The following is a 22,790-nucleotide window of genomic DNA, read 5'->3' as shown; positions in this document are numbered from 1 at the left end:
TTCTCAAATAGGCAATCTTATGGTATAATAAACCGATTGAAAAAAATGTAGGAGGTTCCTCATGGGACGTAAATGGGCCAATATTGTAGCCAAAAAAACAGCTAAGGACGGAGCAAACTCAAAAGTTTATGCTAAATTCGGTGTAGAAATCTATGCAGCAGCGAAAAAAGGCGATCCAGATCCAGAAACCAATACAGCCTTAAAATTCGTTATTGATCGTGCCAAACAAGCGCAAGTACCAAAACACATCATTGATAAGGCCATTGACAAGGCAAAAGGAAATACAGACGAAACGTTCGTAGAAGGTCGTTATGAAGGTTTTGGGCCAAATGGTTCGATGCTGATTGTTGATACCCTTACTTCAAACGTGAACCGTACAGCAGCAAATGTCCGTGCTGCTTTTGGTAAAAATGGTGGAAATATGGGAGCGAGCGGCTCTGTTTCCTACTTGTTTGACAACAAGGGAGTGATTGTCTTTGCGGGTGACGATGCTGACAGCATCTTTGAGCAATTGCTAGAAGCAGACGTTGATGTAGAGGATGTGGAAGCTGAAGAAGGAACGATTACTGTCTATACTGCTCCAACAGATTTGCACAAAGCTCTTGTAGCCTTGCGTGAAGCAGGTACTAGTGAATTCCAAGTGACAGAATTAGAAATGATTCCTCAGTCAGAAGTTGTTTTAGAAGGTGATGATCTTGCAACCTTCGAAAAATTATATGATGTTTTAGAAGATGACGAAGACGTTCAAAAAGTCTATACGAATGTTGAAGGATTTTAATATAACAATCAATCTCCCTTGGGTAGCAGATGACCAAGGGAGATTTTCTATTGGATACAAGGGGGCTAACAGAATAGTTGTGATACCGCTTACGGTTGGCGCTTTTTCAAAATTTTGGTATAATAAAATACGATTACAAGGAGGAAGTAAAATGAGGAAAAAACAAATTATGGCCTTCTTGATTCTCTTATCCACGTTTCTTTTATTAGCTGCTTGTGGCATAGCTTCAAAAAGATTGTCCCAGACAAGAGGAAGTAGCGTAGAAAGTCAAGCGAATGAAGAAGCTGTCCGAAGAGATGCCACAATTTTGTTGAATAGTGTATTAACTGCAAATGATAAGGGTTTTTCTAGTTTGTATGGAAAATCCTACGAACAATGGACGAAACAGATCGTTTTCCCAAGTCAAATTGAAGCAGCAATTCAAGACAATGGTTGGACACCAGAGAGCAAGTACACTTATCAGTATGCCAAAGAATTTGAAAAGCAGCAGCCTTCGGAGATCTTAGAGCATTATTATGAGACGAGACGGGATAATCTCAAGGATATTCAAGAATATAGGATTACCGATGTAGAAGTTTCAGATGATAAGGCGACAGTCACTTTTTTATCTCGTCAAATCAATCATACTGCGACTGCCAGCGCGATTAATACAATCTATTTGGCTGTGGCAGATGGCACGATTGATGTCTTTGCCGCTCTTAACAAGGCAAATGAGGCTGACAGTAAATTTAAGAAACTCCATACCCTAGTTTCTGATTTTCTCTACTATGCTAATTTTAGTGATCGTTTGGTTGATCATAAAGGCATTTCTAGTCGTTTAAATGAAACACCATTGACAGAAGGGCAGTATGAAGTCAGCTTTGATTTGGAAAAAAACAGCGAGGATAATTGGGTAATCTCAGATAAGAACTACAGGAATCTTGTGTCTGATCTACTCAATTACGATGAAAAGGCAAGCCAAGCCCGTTATCCAGATGGAACGGCTGTAAAAGATATAGTGAATTGAATAAAGGTTAGGACATCGTTCAGTCGCTTTGCTTCAATAGTCCAGTGGACTGTTGAAGGTTGGAAATAGGGATTATGGAGTAATCCTCAATTAACGCCAGTTCTATCTGCAGCTCCTTGCCTTGCCCTATTCCTTTCTCAATCCACTATGATAATGATGATTCATATAAAAAAACGCATAAAATCGGAACGTAGGGAAATCTGATTTTATGTGTTTTTATGATTCGAAGAGTTGTTATCCTATTGTAAATACCCTGCTTGCAGCTACTAATCGACCACTCGGTTATTTCATTAATAGTGAGTGTAGGCTAGTTACTCCGTTGCTGTTCGTTCACAGGCAGTACCATCTCCATCTCGGTCAAGGTGTGGCCCATATCCGGGCTGGCCTCTATAAAGTGGTGCCTTCCCTGCAGCTCTTACTGCTTTACAATTGGGGTAGTAAGGTGTTTCTGTTTGGATTGGTTCTACCGGTGCAGTTGGTAGTGGAATAGGTTGCACAGGTCGTACGACTGGTACTGATTGTGCATACTGCGTTTGGATTGGTGCTCCTAAGGTAGTAGCATAGAATTTGATTCCTTCTTGTTGCCAACCATGGCTCGGTAGAATGGCGTATTCATTTTGATCAGTTGTCCAGTGGTGCAACCCTCTTAATTTTTGATTGTAGACACGGTAGATTGGGATGTCACCTCCAGAATAAAAGACGGGCTGTGCATTGTTATCAGCAATCCAACCATGCTTTGCCGTTAATACCTGTACTTCATTAACATCAGATGTATAAAGATGATTTTGAAGACCTGCATTGTATAAGCGATAGACAGGTGTTCCTGTGTCAGGTGCATTCCAAGCAACGCCTTCGTATCCCCAACCATGCTGTTGAAATAAGACATCTTTTTCATTTTCTGATGTGGTGTAGAGATGTTCACCGTTCATACGGTTGTACAGACGATAGATTGGTGTATCTGCTTTTACCTCTTTGAAACCGACAAGCGCTAAGCTACTTAAGGCCAATAGGAGGAATAGGGATTTTTTCTTTTTCATTAGTGACTCCTTTTGTATTTCATTTGAAATTAGTATACCAAAAAACAGGTCCCGTTAAAAGCGTTTTCAGATTTATCTCATGTAAAAAATAAGTATTTCATTTAGCTTGACATAGCCTTTTATTTTCAAAGGATTACCTGAAAACATTTACAATCAGCTTATCGGTGCTTTTTCTAGAAATCTGTGATATACTTTTTTAGTTAAACTAAACAAAGTAGAGGCAGATATGACAAAATTAAGAAATGATATTCGTAATGTCGCGATCATCGCTCACGTTGACCATGGAAAAACAACCTTGGTTGATGAATTGCTAAAACAATCGCAAACGCTTGATGAGCGTACGCAATTGGATGAACGTGCAATGGATTCAAACGATATTGAAAAAGAGCGTGGAATTACCATTCTTGCAAAAAATACAGCAGTTGCTTATAACGGTACTCGTATCAACATCATGGATACACCAGGACACGCGGACTTCGGTGGAGAAGTAGAGCGGATTATGAAAATGGTTGACGGAGTTGTCCTTGTAGTGGACGCCTATGAAGGAACCATGCCACAAACGCGTTTTGTATTGAAAAAAGCCTTGGAGCAAAACCTGATACCAATCGTTGTGGTGAATAAGATTGACAAACCGTCAGCTCGCCCAGCAGAAGTCGTTGATGAAGTCTTGGAACTGTTTATTGAGTTGGGTGCAGACGATGACCAATTGGAATTCCCAGTTGTATACGCATCAGCCATCAATGGAACCTCGTCTCTTTCTGATGATCCAGCAGACCAAGAAGAAACAATGGCGCCAATTTTTGATACCATTATCGAGCATATTCCAGCGCCAGTAGACAACTCAGATGAACCCTTGCAATTCCAAGTATCGCTCTTGGACTATAATGATTTCGTTGGTCGTATCGGTATCGGACGCGTCTTTCGTGGAACAGTAAAAGTCGGAGACCAAGTAACTCTTTCGAAGCTAGACGGTACAACGAAAAATTTCCGTGTTACTAAGCTCTTTGGTTTCTTTGGACTGGAACGCAAGGAAATCCAAGAAGCAAAAGCTGGTGATTTAATTGCCGTTTCTGGTATGGAAGACATCTTCGTCGGTGAAACAGTAACACCAACTGATGCCATTGAACCATTGCCAGTGCTTCGTATCGATGAGCCAACCCTTCAGATGACCTTCCTTGTGAACAATTCACCATTTGCAGGTCGTGAAGGAAAATGGATTACTTCTCGTAAGGTAGAAGAGCGTCTTCTGGCTGAATTGCAGACAGACGTATCGCTCCGTGTTGATGCGACAGATTCACCAGATAAATGGACTGTATCTGGTCGTGGTGAATTGCACTTGTCTATCTTAATTGAAACCATGCGTCGTGAAGGTTATGAACTTCAAGTGTCACGTCCTGAGGTCATCATTAAAGAAGTTGATGGTGTGAAAATGGAGCCGTTTGAGCGTGTGCAAATCGATACTCCTGAAGAATATCAAGGATCTGTTATCCAAAGTTTATCTGAACGCAAGGGTGAGATGTTGGATATGCAGGCGACAGGAAATGGTCAAACCCGACTTGTTTTCCTTGTCCCAGCTCGTGGCTTGATTGGCTATTCAACCGAATTCCTTTCAATGACTCGTGGATACGGAATCATGAACCATACCTTTGATCAGTACCTTCCAGTCGTTCCAGGTGAAATCGGTGGTCGTCACCGTGGCGCCTTGGTGTCAATTGATGCAGGAAAAGCAACCACTTACTCTATCATGCGGATTGAAGAGCGTGGAACAATTTTCGTTAATCCAGGTACAGAAGTATATGAGGGAATGATTATTGGGGAAAATTCCCGTGAGAATGACTTGACAGTGAACATCACGACAGCCAAGGCTATGACAAACGTTCGTTCAGCAACCAAGGACCAAACAGCGGTGATTAAAACACCACGTATTTTAACCTTGGAAGAATCGCTTGAGTTCTTGAATGACGATGAATATATGGAAGTCACACCAGAGTCGATTCGTTTACGCAAACAAATTTTAAATAAAGCAGAGCGTGACAAAGCCGCTAAGAAGAAAAAATTAGCGGCCGAAGAGGGCTAAGCCTATGTTTTATCTGATTGTTGCTATCATGTTGGTACTGTTCTATATTTTTGCAGCACCGAGCAATATCAAAGGGACCATGAATGTGGTGGGAGCAGTATTTCTCGTCGTAGGGCTTCTGATTGCCCTGCTACTAGGACTCTTGCAAATTTTGCAATCTCCGCCAGAAATGTGGTTGGTGATTGGCATGGTTGTTGTAGGGCTATGGGCTATGCGTGATATCTATTTCTTAGATAGGCTAGACAAACCAGCAGGGCCAAAGAGAAGACCTTATCGGTATCGATAGACAAGGTGTATGAGTCTCTTTAACTGAGAGAACAGAGGGCTAGGGAAATTTTCCCTAGCCCTTTTACTTTCACTTGAAAAAGGAACGCATTCAAGGTAAAATAGATAGGCTAGGTATAGAAAGTATGGTATCAAGATGCATCAGATAAAAGAATTTGAAAATAAAAAAGTTTTAGTGCTAGGACTTGCTAAATCAGGTGAGGCAGCGGCGCGTTTGTTGGATAGATTAGGCGCAATTGTCACTGTCAATGACGGCAAGCCATTTGAGGAGAACCCGACAGCTCAGGCCCTATTAGAAGCAGGCATTCGGGTGATTTGTGGTAGTCATCCCTTGGAATTGTTGGAAGAAGATTTTGCCCTTGTTGTGAAAAATCCAGGGATTCGTTATGACAATCCCATGGTAGCTCAAGCCCTTCAAAAAGGTATTCCAGTTTGGACAGAAGTGGAGTTGGCCTATCTTATTTCCGAAGCTCCAATTATTGGTATTACAGGTTCAAACGGTAAAACAACAACAACGACTATGATTGCGGAAGTCCTTAACCAGGGTCAACAATCCGTCAAACTTTGCGGAAATATCGGTTTTCCAGCTTCATCTGTTGCCCAAGAAGCGACAGCAAATGATGTCTTGGTTATGGAATTATCCTCTTTCCAACTCATGGGAATAGAAGCATTTCGTCCCCATATCGCAGTTATCACGAATCTAATGCCGACCCATATTGACTATCATGGTTCGTTCGAAGAGTATGTCGCTGCCAAATGGCGGATTCAAGAGCAAATGACAGCAGACGATTTTGTTGTGCTCAATATGAATCAGGAAATTGCCAGTTCTCTTGCGAAACAAACCAAGGCACAGGTTATTCCCATTTCGACTCAAGAGGCTGTTGACGGTGCTTATCTGGCAGACGGTCAGCTCTATTTTAAAGGTGAGCAGATTATGGCTGCTACAGACATTGGTGTTCCAGGTAGTCACAATGTGGAAAATGCCCTTGCGACCATCGCAGTTGCTAAACTCATGGGAATTGATAATCAAGCGATTAAAGAAGCCCTATCAGCCTTTGGCGGTGTGAAACACCGTTTGCAACATGCTGGCCAGCTGGAAGGAGTAACCTTCTATAATGACAGTAAATCAACCAATATTTTAGCGACCCAAAAAGCCTTGTCTGGCTTTGACAATAGCAAGGTCATTTTGATTGCAGGCGGTCTTGATCGTGGGAATGAATTTGATGAATTAGTACCCGATTTAGTGGGCTTAAAGCACATGGTCATCTTAGGCGAATCAGCTCCTCGTGTGAAACGGGCAGCAGAACAAGCAGGTGTGCCGTATACGGAAGCACAAGATGTAGCGGATGCAACGCGCAAGGCCTACCAAGTAGCCACAGCAGGGGATATTATCCTACTTAGTCCTGCCAATGCGAGCTGGGATATGTATGCCAATTTTGAAGTCCGCGGAGATAGCTTCTTAGCTACTGTCGAGGAATTGAAGGGGAAGAAATAGGATATGAAAAAAATAGTCTTTACAGGGGGGGGAACGGTCGGACATGTGACCTTGAATCTCCTGTTGATTCCACGATTTCTTAAGGACGGCTGGGAAGTCCATTATATTGGCGACCGTAAGGGAATTGAGTATCAACAAATCATTCAGTCAGGGCTAGATGTCCAGTTTCACGGAATTGCAACAGGAAAGTTGCGCCGGTATTTTTCCTGGCAAAATCTGCTAGATGTCTTTAAAGTCGTCTGGGGAATTGTGCAATCTATTGCCATTTTACTCTCTATTCGTCCCCAAGCTCTTTTTTCAAAGGGTGGTTTTGTGTCTGTTCCGCCTGTGATTGCAGCGCGTGTACTTGGCATTCCAGTTTTTATTCACGAGTCAGACTTATCAATGGGCTTGGCCAATAAAATTGCCTATAAATTTGCGACCACCATGTACAGTACCTTTGAACAAAGTGTGGATTTAGCAAAGGTCAAGCATGTAGGAGCTGTGACCAAAGTTGCACCTGCTACCAATGTGACCCCTATTCAACTACCAGAAATCCTGAGTCAATTTGATGAGCATTTACCAACCCTGCTTTTCGTAGGTGGTTCAGGCGGTGCCAAGGTCTTTAATGACCTCGTTAGCCAACACAAGGAAGCTTTGACAGAGCACTATAATATTATCAATCTGACCGGTGATGCGAGTCTTAATCAACTAGCGCCAAGACTGTATCGAGTAGATTATGTGACAGATTTATATCAGCCCCTGATGAATGAAGCGGATCTTGTGATTACTCGTGGTGGCTCAAATACGATTTTTGAATTAGTTGCCATGCAAAAACTTCACCTAATTGTCCCACTAGGGCGTCAAGCAAGCCGTGGGGATCAGCTCGAAAATGCTCGTTATTTTGAAGAAAAAGGCTATGCAAAACAGTTAGATGAAAGCCAATTGACAGTGGACAGCCTAGTGACCGTTGTTGAACAATTATTCCAAGAAAAAGAAGGCTATATAAAGCGAATGGCTGATTCAAGCGAGATTCAAACCATTGACCATTTTTATCAGCTCTTACAAGCCGATATAGATAGAAAGGTATAAAATGACGGAAAAGGATTCTTTGGAAGAAGTCAAGGAAACTCCACAAGAAGAGGTGGAAGCCGAAGAAAAAGAGCAAGCACCTGATACCGAAAAAGAAAGTGATTTTCTTGTTCAATGGAAGGAACGGCATCAGGCTTATTTGGCGAGCCAAAAAGATGCTAGTGCTGATGAAAAAAGCGAAAATCAGTCTGCCTTGGAGCATAAACCAAAGGCTGTAGAGCCAAAAAGAAAAGGCAGGGCCTTGGTGAAAGAACAATCTGATACTGCTGATTCAGATAAAAAGTCACCAAAAGCTGCTCCTAAGAAAAACAAAGCTCCGCTTCCTCGCAAAGCTCTTTTAAAAGCCTTTCCTATAATTGCGGCAGCTCTAGTTGGTCTTTTATTAGCAATCTATTTCATTAGTCCACTTAGTAAGAAAAAGCAGATTGAAGTAGTCGGGAATCACTATTTAAGCTCAGAAATGATTCGTTCCTACAGCCAAATTTCAGAGAAGGATTATGCTTTGACTACTCTTTTGTTGCGAAAAAATATTGAACAAGCAATCAAAAATAGCAGCACTCTTGTCAAATCAGATAAACTAACCTATCAATTTCCTAATCGCTTTACAATCCAAGTGGAAGAGTATGCAGAAGTTGGCTATGTAAAAGATAAGGATCACTATCGTTTAGTGTTATCCAGCGGGAATATTTCTGAAACCGCGCTCTCAGCAGAAGAATTACCAGAACGCCATACCCTCATCAATCTCGCAGATAAGAGAAAGGTAGAGGAACTCGCTCTTCAATTAGCCTCTATTGACCCAAGTATCATCGAGATGATTCAAAGTATTGAGCTAACTCCAAGTAAAGTCAGTGCGGATTTATTGACTATGACCATGCATGATGAGAATACCTTGCTCATACCACTTAGTGAAATTGATATAAAATTACCCTATTACCCTAAAATAGCTAAGCAACTTTCCCTACCAAGTGTGGTGGACATGGAGGTTGGCGCTTTTAGCTATGCAAAATAGAAAAAAATATGAGAAAAAAGCGTTTCTATCCCCATTTTTTAATATTGTATGATATAATGAAGAGTGAATAATTATATTTAAAACATTGAAATTTAAAATTCAAAAAAAGATTGAGAAGTAAGAGAGGACTGACAAGATGGCTAGAAATGGCTTTTTTACGGGATTAGATATCGGTACAAGCTCCGTTAAAGTCTTGGTTGCAGAATATGTAGAAGGTGAAATGAATGTGATTGGCGTGAGTAATGTCAAAAGCTCAGGCGTAAAAGATGGGATTATTGTCAACATTGACGTAGCAGCAAATGCAATTAAAACAGCGATTGCTCAGGCTGAGGAGAAGGCAGGAATTCGGATTGATAAGGTAAATGTTGGTTTACCAGCTAATCTGCTTCAAATCGAGCCAACTCAAGGGATGATTCCAGTCACAACTGACTCACAAGAAATCACCGATATAGATGTGCAAAATGTTGTGAAATCCGCCCTTACAAAGAGTATGACCCCAGAACGCGAAGTAATCTCCTTCATACCAGAAGAGTTTGTAGTAGATGGTTTCCAAGGCATTAAAGACCCTCGTGGTATGATGGGGATTCGTCTAGAAATGCGTGGGATGCTCTATACAGGTCCTCGGACGATTTTGCATAACTTACGCAAAACGGTTGAACGCGCAGGTGTTCAGGTAGAAAATATCGTAATTTCGCCCCTTGCTCTTACCCGCTCAGTCCTCAATGAAGGTGAAAAAGAGTTCGGTGCTATTGTGATTGACCTTGGCGGTGGCCAAACAACTGTGGCAGTTATGCGTGGTCAAGAATTGCAATATACGAATATCTACCAAGAAGGTGGAGACTACATTACCAAAGACATTTCAAAAGTTTTGACAACTTCTCAGAGCATTGCTGAGAACTTGAAATTCAACTATGGAATTGCCTACCCACAAGATGCAACTGAAAAAGAAAAATTCATGGTGGAAGTGATTGGTGAATCTGCTCCTGTTGAAGTGACAGAACGCTATTTATCAGAAGTCATTTCTGCTCGTCTTCGTCAGATTTTTGCCCGTGTAAAACAAGATTTGGAACGGACACGTGCCTTGGATTTACCAGGTGGTATTGTCTTAGTTGGTGGTGTGGCTGTTTTACCAGGTATTACTGAGCTTGCTCAGGAGATTTTTGGAATCAATACAAAACTATACGTGCCGAATCAAATCGGTATCCGCAATCCAGCTTTTGCACAAGTCATTAGCCTAGTGGAATACGTTGGTAGCTTAGATGAAGTAGAAATGATTGCCCAGGCAGCTGTAAATGGGGAAGCGCATCTGCGACAAAAGCCAATTGATATCCCATTTGATGTTCCAAAAGTTCGTCCAGCTATTCAGCCAGTCCAAAAAGAAGTACCGGTCGCTGATTCAGAACCTGTTGAAGAACATCCATATGTACCCTATGCAGAGACAGATTCAGCTGAACCGAAAGTAAAAATCACAGATCGTATTCGTGGTTTGTTTGGAAGCATGTTTGAGTAAGAAAAGAAAAAGGTGATAAAACTATGACATTTTCATTTGAAGCAGCAGCAGCTCATGGTGCTGTCATTAAGGTTATTGGTGTCGGTGGTGGCGGTGGAAATGCTATCAACCGCATGATTGAAGAAGGTGTTTCTGGCGTTGAATTTATCGCAGCTAACACAGATGTTCAAGCACTTAGCAGTTCAAAAGCTGAAACAGTCATTCAATTGGGACCAAAATTGACTCGTGGACTCGGTGCTGGAGGTCAACCTGAAGTTGGTCGTAAGGCTGCTGAAGAAAGTGAAGAAGCACTAACTAATGTATTGACAGGCGCAGATATGGTCTTCATTACAGCAGGTATGGGTGGTGGATCTGGTACAGGAGCTGCACCAGTTATCGCTCGTATTGCGAAAGGACTGGGAGCTTTGACGGTTGCGGTTGTGACGCGTCCATTTGGCTTTGAAGGAAACAAACGTGGAACCTTTGCAATCGAAGGAATTGAAGGTCTTCGTGAACAAGTCGATACTTTATTGATTATCTCTAATAATAATCTCCTTGAAATTGTAGACAAGAAAACACCGCTTTTAGAAGCGCTTAGCGAAGCAGATAACGTTCTTCGCCAAGGGGTACAAGGAATTACAGATTTGATTACAAATCCTGGTTTGATTAACTTGGACTTCGCTGATGTGAAGACAGTTATGGAAAATAAGGGCAATGCTCTTATGGGAATTGGTATTGGTTCTGGTGAAGAGCGTGTGATTGAAGCCGCTCGTAAGGCAATTTACTCACCACTTCTTGAAACAACAATTGATGGCGCTGAAGATGTGATTGTCAACGTAACAGGTGGTTATGATATGACCTTGACAGAAGCTGAAGAGGCATCTGAGATTGTACATCAGGCAGCTGGTCAAGGCGTGAATATCTGGCTGGGAACTTCGATTGACGAAACCATGAAAGATGAAATCCGCGTGACAGTTGTTGCAACAGGTGTTCGTCAAGAAACAAGCGAAAAACCAGCACGTCAACGTGTTGACTATACACCAGTTAGTCGTCCGGTTTCACAACCCATTTCGCAAGTAGAAGCACCTGCTTCGAAAGCATCAGCATTTGGCGAGTGGGATTTGCGTCGTGAAAATATTCTTCGTCCAACGAATGAAACAGCGCATCATTCAACTGTTTCAGTTGAGAAATTTGCGATGGACGATGAAGAAGATGAGTTGGATACTCCACCATTCTTTAGAAATCGTTAAGATGAATTTACAAGAAAATAAAGATGCTGTATTTGCTGCTGTTGAGCAAGCAAAGGAAGCTGCACAAGGTTCTCAAGATGTCGTCAATGTAATAGCTGTCACCAAGTATGTTGACAGCTCTATTACTAAAGACTTGGTAAAGACAGGCATTCAACACATTGGTGAAAATCGTGTCGATCAATTCTTGGAAAAGTACCAGGCCTTATCCAACCAACCTCTTACGTGGCATCTCATAGGGAGCTTGCAAAGGAGGAAAGTGAAAGATGTCATTAACTATGTCGATTACTTTCATGCCTTGGATTCCGTAAAATTAGCTCAAGAAATCCAAAAACGTGCGACAAAATCAATCAAGTGCTTTTTACAGGTCAATATTTCAAAAGAAGATAGCAAACATGGCTTTTCCCTAGAAGAAATAGAAATAGTTCTAGAAAACTTGCGTCCTCTTGATAAGATTGAACTGGTTGGTATCATGACGATGGCTCCTTTTGAAGCTAGCTCTGCAGAACTGATGAGTATTTTTTCAAAAGCAAAAGACCTGCAAGAAAGATTGGCAGCACGTAACCTACCTCATATGCCCTTTACAGAACTCAGTATGGGGATGAGTGGTGATTTTGTAGAAGCCATTGCGTGTGGAGCAAGCTTTATCCGTATCGGAACAGCATTTTTTAAATAAGGAAGAAAAACGTGGCTTTTAAAGATACATTTAGAAATATAATTAACTACTTTGAAATAGACGATGATACAGAGCAAGAAGGATATAGCATGGAGAATGAAAGTCCTAAAATGAGAGTAGCTCCTCTACCAGCTAAAGAACAAGAACCAGTTGCAACTACTTCTCCATTTAGTAGTCGTTCTCAGTCTGTTCCTACGCCTTTGACGCGGTCTCAAGAAGATTCGTCAATAGCAAAGACTGGAGTTGGAAGATCAACGATTGATATTAAGTATCCGAAACGATATGAGGATGCACCAGAAATGGTTCAACTATTGATTGATGATGCGAGTATCTTGATTGATTTTCAACACATGTCTGAAACGCAAGCACGCCGTTGTTTAGATTATTTAGATGGGGCTCGTTCTGTCTTATCTGGAAATCTGAAAAAAGTGTCCAATACGATGTGGCTCTTAACACCGGCTAATGTGACAGTCAATATGGAAGACTTGCGAACAAACACCTCCCATCATACGCAAGAGGCATCATTTGATTTTGATATGAAACGGTAGAGAATATGGCACTGGTTATTTCGATACTACTAAAAGTAGTAGAAATTTACTCCTATCTTTTGCTTGCTTATGCCTTTCTATCATGGGTTCCAAATGCCTATGATAGTGCTATTGGACGTTTCATAATAAGTCTAGTAAGACCGATTTTGGCACCTTTTCAGCGCTTGAAATTGCAATTCTTAGGGATGGATTGGACAGTTGTCATTGTCTTGCTCTTGCTCGAACTCGTATCGAACCTGTTGCACTATCTATTGTATTATGTATAAGATATGACAAGAGAATATAAGCAGTTGTTGCAACATTTCCCCCGAGAAGAAAAGGAGTTTATCGAAAAAATCATTGACATCTGTCAGCAGGTGGAGATGACCTATTCCTATCGTCTGACTGCTTTTTTAAATCCTAAGCAAGATGAGATTGCACACTCTATTGCAGGCTATTTTCAATTGCGGTATTTTACCAGTCGCTCACTTGTCTCAACAGAATTTTCAAGGGGTATTATTGCTCCAGATTATTATAGGCTTGATGAGCAGGATTTTGACATGGCTTTTGTTGAGCTTTCCTATCCGCGCAAGTATGCATCATTGACCCATTCCCAAATTTTAGGGACCTTGGTGAATCGCTTAGGCATTAAGCGACAACATATTGGGGATATTTTATTAGAAGAAGAGCATACCTACGTTCTCCTTGATCGTCGTTTTGTTCCTCTTTTAGTATCAGAAGTCCAAAAAGTTGCTAGGACACCTGTTGAGTGGACGGAAGTTGATAGAAAATCTATTTCAGTGAAGCATTCCTTTGATGCTGAGACAGAACAGATTCTTGTATCGAGTTTACGGATTGATAAGTTAGTGTCTACTGTCTTTCGGATTCCACGTTCAAGAGCTAGTCAGCTGATTGAAGCAAGACAGGTAAAGGTCGATTATCATATTGTGGAGCAAGTGGGAAAGACAATGGAAGAGGGGCAATTGATAAGTGTCAGAGGTTTTGGGAGAGTGCGTGTCGCAAAATTGATTGGTTATTCTAAGCAGGGTAAAGTAAAACTAGAAGTAGAAGTTATTAGAAAGTAGGGAATTATGGTACTGACATCATTAGAACTCAAAGACAAGACATTTGGTACAAAATTTAGAGGCTATGATCCAGAAGAAGTTGATGAGTTCTTGGATATTGTGACAGAAGATTATGAGCAATTGGTTCGTATCAATCATGAGCAAGAAATGGAAATCAAGTCTTTGAAAGATCGTCTTGCTTATTTTGATGAATTGAAAGAGTCGCTCAGTCAATCGGTTATTTTAGCTCAAGATACTGCTGAAAAAGTGAAGATTGCAGCTAAAGAACAATCTTCTAATATCATTAAGCAAGCAGAATATGACGGACATTCCTTGTTGAATGCTTCAAAAGAAAAGGCAAATGAGATTCTTCGCTTAGCGACTGACAATGCGAAAAAAGTGGCAGTTGAAACAGAAGAACTTAAAAATAAGACACGTGTCTTTCATCAGCGCTTGAAATCAGTAGTCGAAAGTCAATTATCATTGGTGAATTCGCCAGAATGGGAAGAATTACTACGTCCAACAGCTTCTTATTTACAAACAAGTGATGAAGCCTTCCGTGAGGTTTTGGAAGAAGCCTTGTCTGAGGCCATTGATGTTCAAGATGATGAGCTAGAAGTGACTCGTCAATTAACAGCTGAGGAAATGGCTGAATTGGCTAAACAAGCAGAAGCACTAGAGCAAGCAGAAGCTGCGGAGAAACAAAATTCGCTTGGTGTAGCCATTGAATTTAATAGTGAAGATGAGTAGAAATACGGTAAGGTAGAAATAGTTTTAGCGAGTAGGTGATGGTGGAAGACCTGCACTCCCTTTGTATCTTATTATCATTCTATAGGATTTTCTTTGAACAAAGTAGGGGAAAACGGTTTGCTCCCGTTAACGAGCAACAGAAGGGATGGGCATTTTGCCTATCTGAACTAAGGTGGTACCACGAACTTTCGTCCTTTTTGGCGGGAGTTTTTTTATTGTCATGCCCTAAAATATAAGCAACCACTTGCTATTCACCAAGTGACACCAATAGCCACTTTATCTTAAATGCGCTACACGCTGAGAGAACGAAGTGAGTTAAATAGGATACTTTTGCAATGAGTAAAATGATACGCAAGATCAAAGAGTAGCCTGCACGGTACTACTACAGAAAGTATTTAAAATGGGAACCTTGCTTTTGATTGGGTATAAGTAAGGAAACTAAGCTAGAAGAGAATGCTAGCAAGGTGAGTGAACGACATCAGAATAGGATATGTGATGAAGTATCCAAAAGAATGTGTGTTACAGATGATTAGATTAGCATTAGTAGATGAGACAACATTTGAAGCTGTTATCCAGCTATCGGTCAGCTCCAAAGATGAGCGACGTTTGGCTTCCAATCTCTATTCGCTAGCTCAGGCGTGGCTCTATCGGGATAAGGATCAGATTGAGCCCTTAGCGGTTCTTGAAGGGGATAAGGTGGTTGGTTTTCTCTTGTTATGCAAAGAGAAGCAGGAATACTTGATTTGGCGCTTGATGATTGACCAAACCTATCAGAATCTAGGCTATGGCAAAGAGGCTCTGAAATGGGTCATTCGACGAGCAAAGGCAGATCCGACTTGTCGTCATGTTTTGGTAAGCTATGTTGTCGGTAATCATCGTATGCGAAGCATATTAGAACGGTTGGGGTTTCATTCTGTAGGTCTATCTAAGAATGAAATAGTAATGAAATTAGACATCAAATAAAGGAGAACTTATGAAATTAAAAGATACCTTGAATCTTGGAAAAACAGCTTTTCCAATGCGTGCAGGCTTGCCAACCAAAGAACCAGTTTGGCAAAAAGAATGGGAAGAGGCAGAACTCTACAAAAAACGTCAAGCCTTAAACGAAGGTAAACCGCACTTTGTCTTGCATGATGGCCCTCCCTATGCCAATGGAAATATACACGTCGGACATGCCATGAACAAGATTTCAAAAGACATCATTGTGCGCTCAAAATCCATGTCTGGCTTCTATGCACCCTACATTCCAGGTTGGGATACACATGGTTTGCCAATCGAGCAAGTCTTGGCCAAACAAGGAGTGAAACGCAAGGAAATGGGCTTGGTTGATTACCTCAAGATGTGCCGTGACTACGCCCTCAGTCAAGTCGATAAGCAACGGGAGGATTTCAAACGCTTGGGTGTATCTGGAGATTGGGACAATCCTTATGTTACCTTGACACCCGATTATGAAGCAGCACAAATCCGTGTCTTTGGTGAAATGGCTAAGAAAGGCTACATCTATCGCGGAGCTAAGCCCGTCTATTGGTCATGGTCCTCTGAGTCAGCTCTAGCAGAAGCAGAAATCGAATACCATGACTTGGTATCTACTTCCCTCTACTATGCCAACCGTGTCAAAGACGGTAAAGGAATCTTGGATACAGATACCTATATCGTCGTTTGGACAACGACACCATTTACGATTACAGCTTCTCGTGGATTGACAGTCGGCCCTGATTTTGAATACGTAGTGGTGAAACCTGCAAATGACGACCGTAAATTCCTTGTGGCTGGGGAATTACTGCCTAGCTTAGCAGAGCGCTTTGGTTGGGAAAATCCACAAGTTGTTGCCAGCTATAAGGGGCAAGAATTAGACCGAATTGTGACGGAACACCCATGGGATGTGGAGCATGATGAGTTGGTCATGAATGGTGACCATGTTACCCTTGATTCAGGTACAGGGGTTGTCCATACGGCACCAGGATTTGGTGAGGATGACTACAATGTTGGGATTAAATATGGCTTGGAAGTGGCTGTGACTGTCAACGAGCGGGGGCTTATGACAGAAAATGCTGGTCCAGACTTTGAAGGCCAGTTCTATGAAAAAGTTGTTCCAACTGTTATTGAAAAATTAGGTAATTTACTGCTTGCCCAAGAAGAAATCTCTCACTCCTACCCATTTGATTGGCGGACCAAAAAGCCAATCATCTGGCGTGCTGTACCACAATGGTTTGCCTCTGTATCAAAATTCCGTCAGGAAATTCTTGATGAAATCGAAAAAGTAACCTTCCATTCAGAATGGGGCAAGGTTCGTCTGTACAATATGATTCGTGACCGTGGTGATTGGGTGATTTCTCGTCAACGTGCTTGGGGTGTGCCTCTTCCAATCTTCTATGCGGAAGATGGAACACCAATTATGACAGAAGAAACGATTGAACATGTCGCAGAGCTCTTTGCTGAGCACGGTTCGATTATCTGGTGGGAGCGTGAGGCCAAGGATCTCTTGCCAGCAGGCTTTACTCATCCAGCTTCTCCAAATGGTCAGTTTACCAAGGAAACAGACATTATGGATGTTTGGTTTGACTCTGGTTCATCATGGAATGGGGTCGTAAATACCCGCCCAGAATTGAGCTACCCAGCTGACTTGTATTTAGAAGGATCTGACCAATACCGTGGTTGGTTTAACTCCTCATTGATTACCTCAGTAGCTGCAAATGGTGTTGCACCTTACAAGCAAATCTTGTCACAAGGATTTGTCTTGGATGGAAAAGGGGAGAAAATGTCCAAATCTCTTGGGAATACCATCTTGCCAAGTGATGTCGAAAAACAATTTGGAGCAGAAATCCTGCGTCTCTGGGTAACGAGTGTTGATACTAGTAACGATGTGCGGATTTCAATGGATATTTTGAGCCAAGTTTCAGAAACCTATCGGAAGATTCGCAATACGCTTCGTTTCTTGATTGCCAATACGTCTGATTTTGTTCCAGCAGCAGATGCTGTTTCTTATGAAGAATTGCGTTCTGTTGATAAATACATGACCATTCGCTTTAATCAAGTCGTGTCAAGCATTCGTGAAGCCTATGCGGACTTCAAATTCTTGGATATTTACAAGACAATTGTGAACTTTGTGACGGTTGATTTATCAGCCTTCTACCTTGATTTCGCCAAAGATGTCGTCTATATCGAAGGAGCAAAATCATTGGAACGCCGTCAAATGCAGACTGTTTTCTATGACATGCTTGTTAAATTGACTAAGCTCTTGACGCCAATCTTACCACATACGGCAGAAGAAATCTGGTCTTACCTGGAGCATGAAGCAGAAGACTTTGTCCAATTAGCTGAATTGCCAGAAGCACAAACATTTGATCATCAAGCTGAAATTTTGGATACTTGGTCAGCCTTTATGGATTTCCGTGGCAAAGCGCAAAAAGCCTTGGAAGAAGCACGTGCTGAAAAAGTGATCGGTAAATCGCTTGAAGCACACTTGACGATTTATCCTGATGAAGTAACAAAAGTGCTATTAGAAGCAATCAATAGTGATGTAGCACAACTCCTCATCGTATCTCAAGTGACGATTGCAGAAGGAGCAGCACCAGCAGCTAGTGTAGCCTTTGAAGATGTAGCCTTTACAGTTGAACGGGCAGCAGGAGAAGTCTGTGAACGTTGCCGCCGCCTTGATACAAGTGTCGGTACACATGCAAATCCGCACCTTGCAACAGTCTGCGACCACTGTGCTACCATTCTTGAAGCTAACTTCCCAGAAGCTGTAGCAGAAGGATTTGAAGAGAAATAAAAAATTTCCCAGTTTTTTAAAAAAATATCCAGTAATCCCTTATCAGCCCTTGATTTTTATAGAACACGAAAAGTGATACCATACAACAATACTCCCTGCAACATAGACCGTGCAGGGAGTTTTTACTGTCAGCGATTGGCAGAATGGTAAGTCTGACATTTTTCGATGAAAAATAGTTTCCTAATTTCTAAGTCTGTTTTTCTTTGATGAAAAAAATTCTTCCTAACTTCTCAGTCAGACAATATTCATTAAAAACTCCTTCCCTATATTTCAAGACTCACATTTTTGGGTGAGATATTGTTCTCTAGCATTCCAGTCTGGCATTTTTTATTTGGAATTACGAATAGAAAAGGTGAACCATAAAAATATAAAGGAGAGATATATGATCTATACGTATGGTATTAAACATTTGGCGGTTCGAGCTTTAGATAACACTAGCTTTCTTCAATTGATGATAGAGAGCAGAGATGCTGTTTCAGCCTTTGTCAGTAAGCATAAGGTAGAAGCTGTTTATCCCAAGGAGTTGGAGGACTTTTCGAGCCTGTTAGAGAGGTTTCGACTAGTGCAACTAACCAAAAATACTGGTAAAGCAGTGCAGGACTTGGAGTCAGCAGATAGGGAACGAGATGCGGCAATGCTCACCCTTTCCAATTTGATTCGTGCCTTTTCTCGCGTTAAGGAGCCAGCGACCAAGGCAGCTTATGAAACCTTATCGGCTGTCCTCAAGCAGCACAAGGTGAGCGTTACAGACAGCTATGAAAAAGAAAGTGCCAAGATTAACCAACTGCTCAAGGCCTTGTCGAGTGATGACTGTCAACAAGCTATAGCAAATCTCTATCTAACCGTTTATCTGAATCAATTGATGGAGGCACAAGCGACTTTTGACCGCAGGTATAAATTACGTTTGGAAGAACAAAAGGAACACCTACCTAGTCAGTCTAAAGCTTTGCGAGCGCAATTATTTGATATCTATCATTTCTTTGTCGATTTTACGGCGGTCATGGCTTCTGCCTATCCGGAGCGGACAGAACTTACCGATTTACATCATCAGCTCAATATCATTCGTCAGCGCTACAAAAAACGCAAGACAGTAAAGAAAGAAGAGGGCGTAAGGACCAAATTAGAAGTTTTATAATAGAATAAGAAAGAGAGTGGGATTCAATCGTGATTTTGTAGAAATTGACTTTATAGTCCTACCTCGGTTGATTAGGTACTCTTGAAAGGTTGAAGAGTAAACAAAGTTGTCAATCAACTACTGCGCCAACCTGTGTTTCCTAACTTTGATAGGAGAAGCTGGATTTTCCGCCTAGCTTCTTTTTATTATACGTAGATAATTGATTGAAACAACTAAGAATAAGTTACAAAAGCTTGTTATATTCTATAGATGAATCTTTAGAATTATAGTATACTTTTAGTAAGAATATAGATGCTGGTTTATACGATATGAGGAGGTAATGCTAGTGAATCATTTAATGAAACAAATTGATCAGTTTCGAGATGAGCGTAATTGGAGACAATTCCATAATGAGAAAGATTTGGCGATTTCAATTTCTCTGGAAGCAAGTGAATTACTGGAACTGTTTCAATGGAAATCATCTGAAGAAGTGCTTCAGACAAATAGTCTAGAACTAAAGGAAGAACTGGCTGATGTACTCATCTATTCCTTTATGCTAGCTAGTAATCTAGGTTGTAGTGTTGAAGAAATTATGGAAGAGAAATTAGCACGTAATATGGAAAAATATCCTGTTGCAGAGAGTTATGGCTCGAAGAAAAAATATACAGAGTTAAGAGGAGAGAAGTAAGAATGGCGAAATTTACTTCTTTTACGTTGAAAATTCATGAAGGAAAGTTGCAAGGGCTCGATCAACTACAAGAGAAACAGAGAAATGTATTGATTGGTGGCAATGTGATTTATATCTATCGTAGTAAGCAATCAAGAAAAATCTACATAGGTCAGACGAGGCAATTACTTACTCGGCATCAGCAACATTATTCTGGGAAGGAAGAAAAGTTTCAGTCGGCTAATTTTGATGAAGTGATGATTTTATTGTCACAGTATTTTCATAGATCAGCCTTAGATGATGTTGAAAATCAGCTTATTACTTACTTTATGGCTGATAATTCTAAGTTTAAAGCAGGACAAATTGAATTTAATCGAGATGAAGTTATTAATGGTAATCGCGGAAATGCAGTTCATGATTATCCAGAACGTGATGATATTTTCCAAAAGGTTTTATTGCCATTTTGGGAGCAAGTTCTAGTAAAAGAACAGTGGGTTCAGACAGATAGTTTAGATGAATTGCGAAATAGAGCACTTGTTAAATATAGTCCTATAAAACAACTCACCGAGCAACAACAGAGCTTGATTGATGAGATTATCAACCATTCACATAAAAACTATGTGATTAATGGCGATGCTGGTACGGGTAAGACCGTCTTATTAACTCACTTGGTTGCATCCTTACGCAATGCTAAACCCCACTCTCGTATCGCTATTGTTGTTCAACCTAATTGGACCAATGTGGCAGAGGAAATTTTTAAGATTTATGGACTGAATGATGACAATCTCATAATTGGTAGTTCGACTCAAGTAATCAATACGATGAAAAACTATGATATCATCATTGTAGATGAATCCCATAAATTATCTCGCAGGGGAGCGAAACAACATCCATCTTTTAATACAATCTACCACCACAAGGTCTTTAAACACTATCAAAATCATCTGGAACCTCTAATTGATTTGTCAAATCAGTTAATTTTAATGTATGATGTGTTACAAGCCATTCGTCCAGCCAATATTTCACGGGCAATCTTTACATCATTAACATCTGACTTTGAACAATGTTATTTGAAGACCCAATTTCGTATTCAAGCACCTGTTTCTAAAAATTATACCTCAGATGACTATATTAATGGGATTAAATATTTACTTTACAAGGATACAGGATTGCTTGAGTATACAAATTTTAATCCGAATTTTAATCGTGAGGTTTTTCATGATAATAGTCCAGATGCTTATTTTGGCTATTTTGAGAATCAGCCACTACAGCATTTAATTGATTGGATTGAGGAGGATAGAAATTATCATCCAAATCATTTGAATCGTGTATTAGCAGGTTTGGTAGAAGATTGGAAACAAAAAGAGGGTAAAAATCCAACTATTACGCATTTTCATGAAGGAGATATTAAAAGACGTTGGAATTCTACCCAAGTTAATTGGATTGCTTCGAAGGATGCTGATGGGGAGGATCAGATTGGATCCGTTTTTGCTGTTCAAGGAATTGATTTAAATAAGGTCGGTGTGTTAATTGGAAATGACTTACTGGTTGATTCACAAGGTAGATTGTATGGAGAGCCAAAGAATTTTAAAAATGTGAATGGAAAGCATACGGTCGCAGAATTGGAAGTGCCTGAAAATAGGCAAGAGTTTACCATCTTTGTATTGAATATTTATTATGTTTTACTGACAAGAGGTATAGACGGTATTCGGCTTGGTTTTTGGCATAATGACGATTTTAAAGAATATTTAAAATCTGTTTTTAAGATAGAAAAGTAAGGAATGGCTGATATTCGGTGAGAGATAAAAAAGTACCTCGTTACGGAGTAGTCATCTTTTGATGCTTGAGGTAGTTATTCATAACGGAAAGTTCAGTCAATAACTTTAGTAGAAGACTGAATAATTGGTCAAGTCGGCTGTAAATCGCTCCGAAATTTTCCAGCCTACAGCAGCCAAATGCAAGTGAATGAGACAATTGTGACAAGCTCATAATCCTTTGCTTGTTGGTCAAATGTAGTCATCTCACGCTTTGGAGTAGAAGGTGTAAATAATACAAACAATGATAGGACAGTAACGTTTACACAGGTTTCATAGAGAACCTCCATTATAAAATTAGAGAGCTTATCTGCCGAGTATGAGTCGTATTTTGTGAGAGATACTCGTCAATTCATCTTGCTGATACTCGTTTCTATATTTTATAGTTTGTGTGTTAGAGTTTCAACCATTATGGATAGCCTTTTCACCCCCCCCTATTAAAAACGAGGCTAGGGAAAATTCTGCAAATAATAAAAACGCATAAAATCACGTTCTGTAAAACGTTGATTGTATGCGTTTTTTATAGTGGGTTGAGAAAGGAATAGGATAAGGAAAGGAGCTGCAGATAGAACTAAAGCGACTTAGCGATGTCTTAACCTTTATTCAATTCACTATAATATGAATCGTCGCTATATTGTAACTCAAAATTGCGTTTTTGTCCATCCTCTCTTTTGAGGTGTATTTCTCATAATTGATAAACTAGTCAGTCTAGTAAGAAGGAATCAGTTCTTGTAAATAAAGGACAACCAGTTCTCTTTGCAACTCTTCTAGAGGTTATCCAGCGAAAAACGATATGTTTTTCTGGATTGAGTAGGACAGGGCGCCCCGTATGGATAGCAGAAGTATAGACTAGGCATGTCTTTTTTTCGGTCAAACTGACTGTCTTCGTGGAGAATACCAGAAATAGTAATA

20 protein-coding genes are annotated in these 22,790 nt (G+C 40.6%); 19 read left to right on the top strand and 1 reads right to left on the bottom strand.

Features of this window, described 5'->3' with window-relative positions:
- Window positions 1-61 precede the first annotated feature (61 nt).
- Both J5M87_RS07970 and J5M87_RS07965 read left to right on the top strand, forming a co-directional pair.
- A complete protein-coding gene (locus tag J5M87_RS07970) occupies window positions 62-778 on the top strand; it encodes a YebC/PmpR family DNA-binding transcriptional regulator (RefSeq protein WP_154608366.1) in 717 nt (238 codons plus the stop codon).
- A gap of 151 nt (window positions 779-929) precedes the next feature.
- Entirely contained in the window at window positions 930-1,784 is an 855-nt protein-coding gene (locus J5M87_RS07965) for a hypothetical protein (RefSeq protein WP_154608365.1), read from the top strand.
- A 311-nt stretch (window positions 1,785-2,095) separates the two neighbouring features.
- On the opposite strand, the gene J5M87_RS07960 is transcribed toward J5M87_RS07965, so the two are convergent.
- On the bottom strand, window positions 2,096-2,821 hold the full coding sequence (locus J5M87_RS07960) for an excalibur calcium-binding domain-containing protein (protein WP_154608364.1): 726 nt from the start codon (window positions 2,819-2,821) through the stop codon (window positions 2,096-2,098).
- 226 nt (window positions 2,822-3,047) lie between these two features.
- Here J5M87_RS07960 and typA point away from each other — a divergent pair, with 226 nt between their 5' ends.
- The 17 genes from typA to J5M87_RS07875 all read left to right on the top strand — a co-directional run bounded on the left by typA (window position 3,048) and on the right by J5M87_RS07875 (window position 21,842).
- Complete coding sequence (gene typA, locus J5M87_RS07955) at window positions 3,048-4,898, top strand: translational GTPase TypA (protein WP_154608363.1); 1,851 nt, start codon at window positions 3,048-3,050, stop codon at window positions 4,896-4,898.
- 4 nt (window positions 4,899-4,902) lie between these two features.
- Window positions 4,903-5,184, top strand: coding sequence for a DUF3165 family protein (locus J5M87_RS07950; RefSeq protein ID WP_154608362.1), 282 nt, complete (start codon window positions 4,903-4,905; stop codon window positions 5,182-5,184).
- 135 nt (window positions 5,185-5,319) lie between these two features.
- Window positions 5,320-6,678: a UDP-N-acetylmuramoyl-L-alanine--D-glutamate ligase gene (gene murD, locus J5M87_RS07945; protein ID WP_154608361.1), complete on the top strand. Its 1,359-nt coding sequence runs from the start codon at window positions 5,320-5,322 to the stop codon at window positions 6,676-6,678.
- 3 nt (window positions 6,679-6,681) lie between these two features.
- On the top strand, window positions 6,682-7,749 hold the full coding sequence (locus J5M87_RS07940) for a UDP-N-acetylglucosamine--N-acetylmuramyl-(pentapeptide) pyrophosphoryl-undecaprenol N-acetylglucosamine transferase (RefSeq protein WP_154608360.1): 1,068 nt from the start codon (window positions 6,682-6,684) through the stop codon (window positions 7,747-7,749).
- Between the two features lies 1 nt (window position 7,750).
- Window positions 7,751-8,758: a cell division protein FtsQ/DivIB gene (locus tag J5M87_RS07935; RefSeq protein WP_154608359.1), complete on the top strand. Its 1,008-nt coding sequence runs from the start codon at window positions 7,751-7,753 to the stop codon at window positions 8,756-8,758.
- Window positions 8,759-8,894: 136 nt separating this feature from the next.
- Window positions 8,895-10,268, top strand: coding sequence for a cell division protein FtsA (gene ftsA / locus J5M87_RS07930; RefSeq protein ID WP_154608358.1), 1,374 nt, complete (start codon window positions 8,895-8,897; stop codon window positions 10,266-10,268).
- A gap of 23 nt (window positions 10,269-10,291) precedes the next feature.
- Entirely contained in the window at window positions 10,292-11,497 is a 1,206-nt protein-coding gene (ftsZ, locus tag J5M87_RS07925) for a cell division protein FtsZ (protein ID WP_154608357.1), read from the top strand.
- A 1-nt stretch (window position 11,498) separates the two neighbouring features.
- Entirely contained in the window at window positions 11,499-12,170 is a 672-nt protein-coding gene (locus tag J5M87_RS07920) for a YggS family pyridoxal phosphate-dependent enzyme (RefSeq protein ID WP_154608405.1), read from the top strand.
- An 11-nt stretch (window positions 12,171-12,181) separates the two neighbouring features.
- Complete coding sequence (locus J5M87_RS07915; protein WP_160463235.1) at window positions 12,182-12,718, top strand: cell division protein SepF; 537 nt, start codon at window positions 12,182-12,184, stop codon at window positions 12,716-12,718.
- 5 nt (window positions 12,719-12,723) lie between these two features.
- A complete protein-coding gene (locus J5M87_RS07910) occupies window positions 12,724-12,984 on the top strand; it encodes a YggT family protein (protein ID WP_154608356.1) in 261 nt (86 codons plus the stop codon).
- A gap of 3 nt (window positions 12,985-12,987) precedes the next feature.
- Entirely contained in the window at window positions 12,988-13,782 is a 795-nt protein-coding gene (locus J5M87_RS07905; RefSeq protein WP_154608355.1) for a YlmH family RNA-binding protein, read from the top strand.
- A gap of 6 nt (window positions 13,783-13,788) precedes the next feature.
- The gene (locus tag J5M87_RS07900) at window positions 13,789-14,511 is read left to right on the top strand and encodes a DivIVA domain-containing protein (RefSeq protein ID WP_154608354.1); all 723 of its coding nucleotides are present in this window, start codon (window positions 13,789-13,791) and stop codon (window positions 14,509-14,511) included.
- A gap of 495 nt (window positions 14,512-15,006) precedes the next feature.
- Entirely contained in the window at window positions 15,007-15,474 is a 468-nt protein-coding gene (locus J5M87_RS07895; RefSeq protein ID WP_309109476.1) for a GNAT family N-acetyltransferase, read from the top strand.
- A gap of 10 nt (window positions 15,475-15,484) precedes the next feature.
- Complete coding sequence (gene ileS, locus J5M87_RS07890; RefSeq protein ID WP_154608353.1) at window positions 15,485-18,283, top strand: isoleucine--tRNA ligase; 2,799 nt, start codon at window positions 15,485-15,487, stop codon at window positions 18,281-18,283.
- A gap of 382 nt (window positions 18,284-18,665) precedes the next feature.
- Entirely contained in the window at window positions 18,666-19,418 is a 753-nt protein-coding gene (locus J5M87_RS07885) for a DUF6261 family protein (RefSeq protein ID WP_154608352.1), read from the top strand.
- 337 nt (window positions 19,419-19,755) lie between these two features.
- The gene (locus tag J5M87_RS07880; RefSeq protein ID WP_230082368.1) at window positions 19,756-20,085 is read left to right on the top strand and encodes a nucleotide pyrophosphohydrolase; all 330 of its coding nucleotides are present in this window, start codon (window positions 19,756-19,758) and stop codon (window positions 20,083-20,085) included.
- A 47-nt stretch (window positions 20,086-20,132) separates the two neighbouring features.
- On the top strand, window positions 20,133-21,842 hold the full coding sequence (locus tag J5M87_RS07875; RefSeq protein ID WP_230089010.1) for a DUF2075 domain-containing protein: 1,710 nt from the start codon (window positions 20,133-20,135) through the stop codon (window positions 21,840-21,842).
- Window positions 21,843-22,790 lie beyond the last annotated feature (948 nt).

It is taken from the genome of Streptococcus sp. zg-86 (assembly GCF_017639855.1).
Classification (GTDB): Bacteria; Bacillota; Bacilli; order Lactobacillales; family Streptococcaceae; genus Streptococcus; species Streptococcus zhangguiae.
Note: the sequence above shows the minus strand (reverse complement) of the source record. Positions and strands in the feature narration are given on the sequence as shown.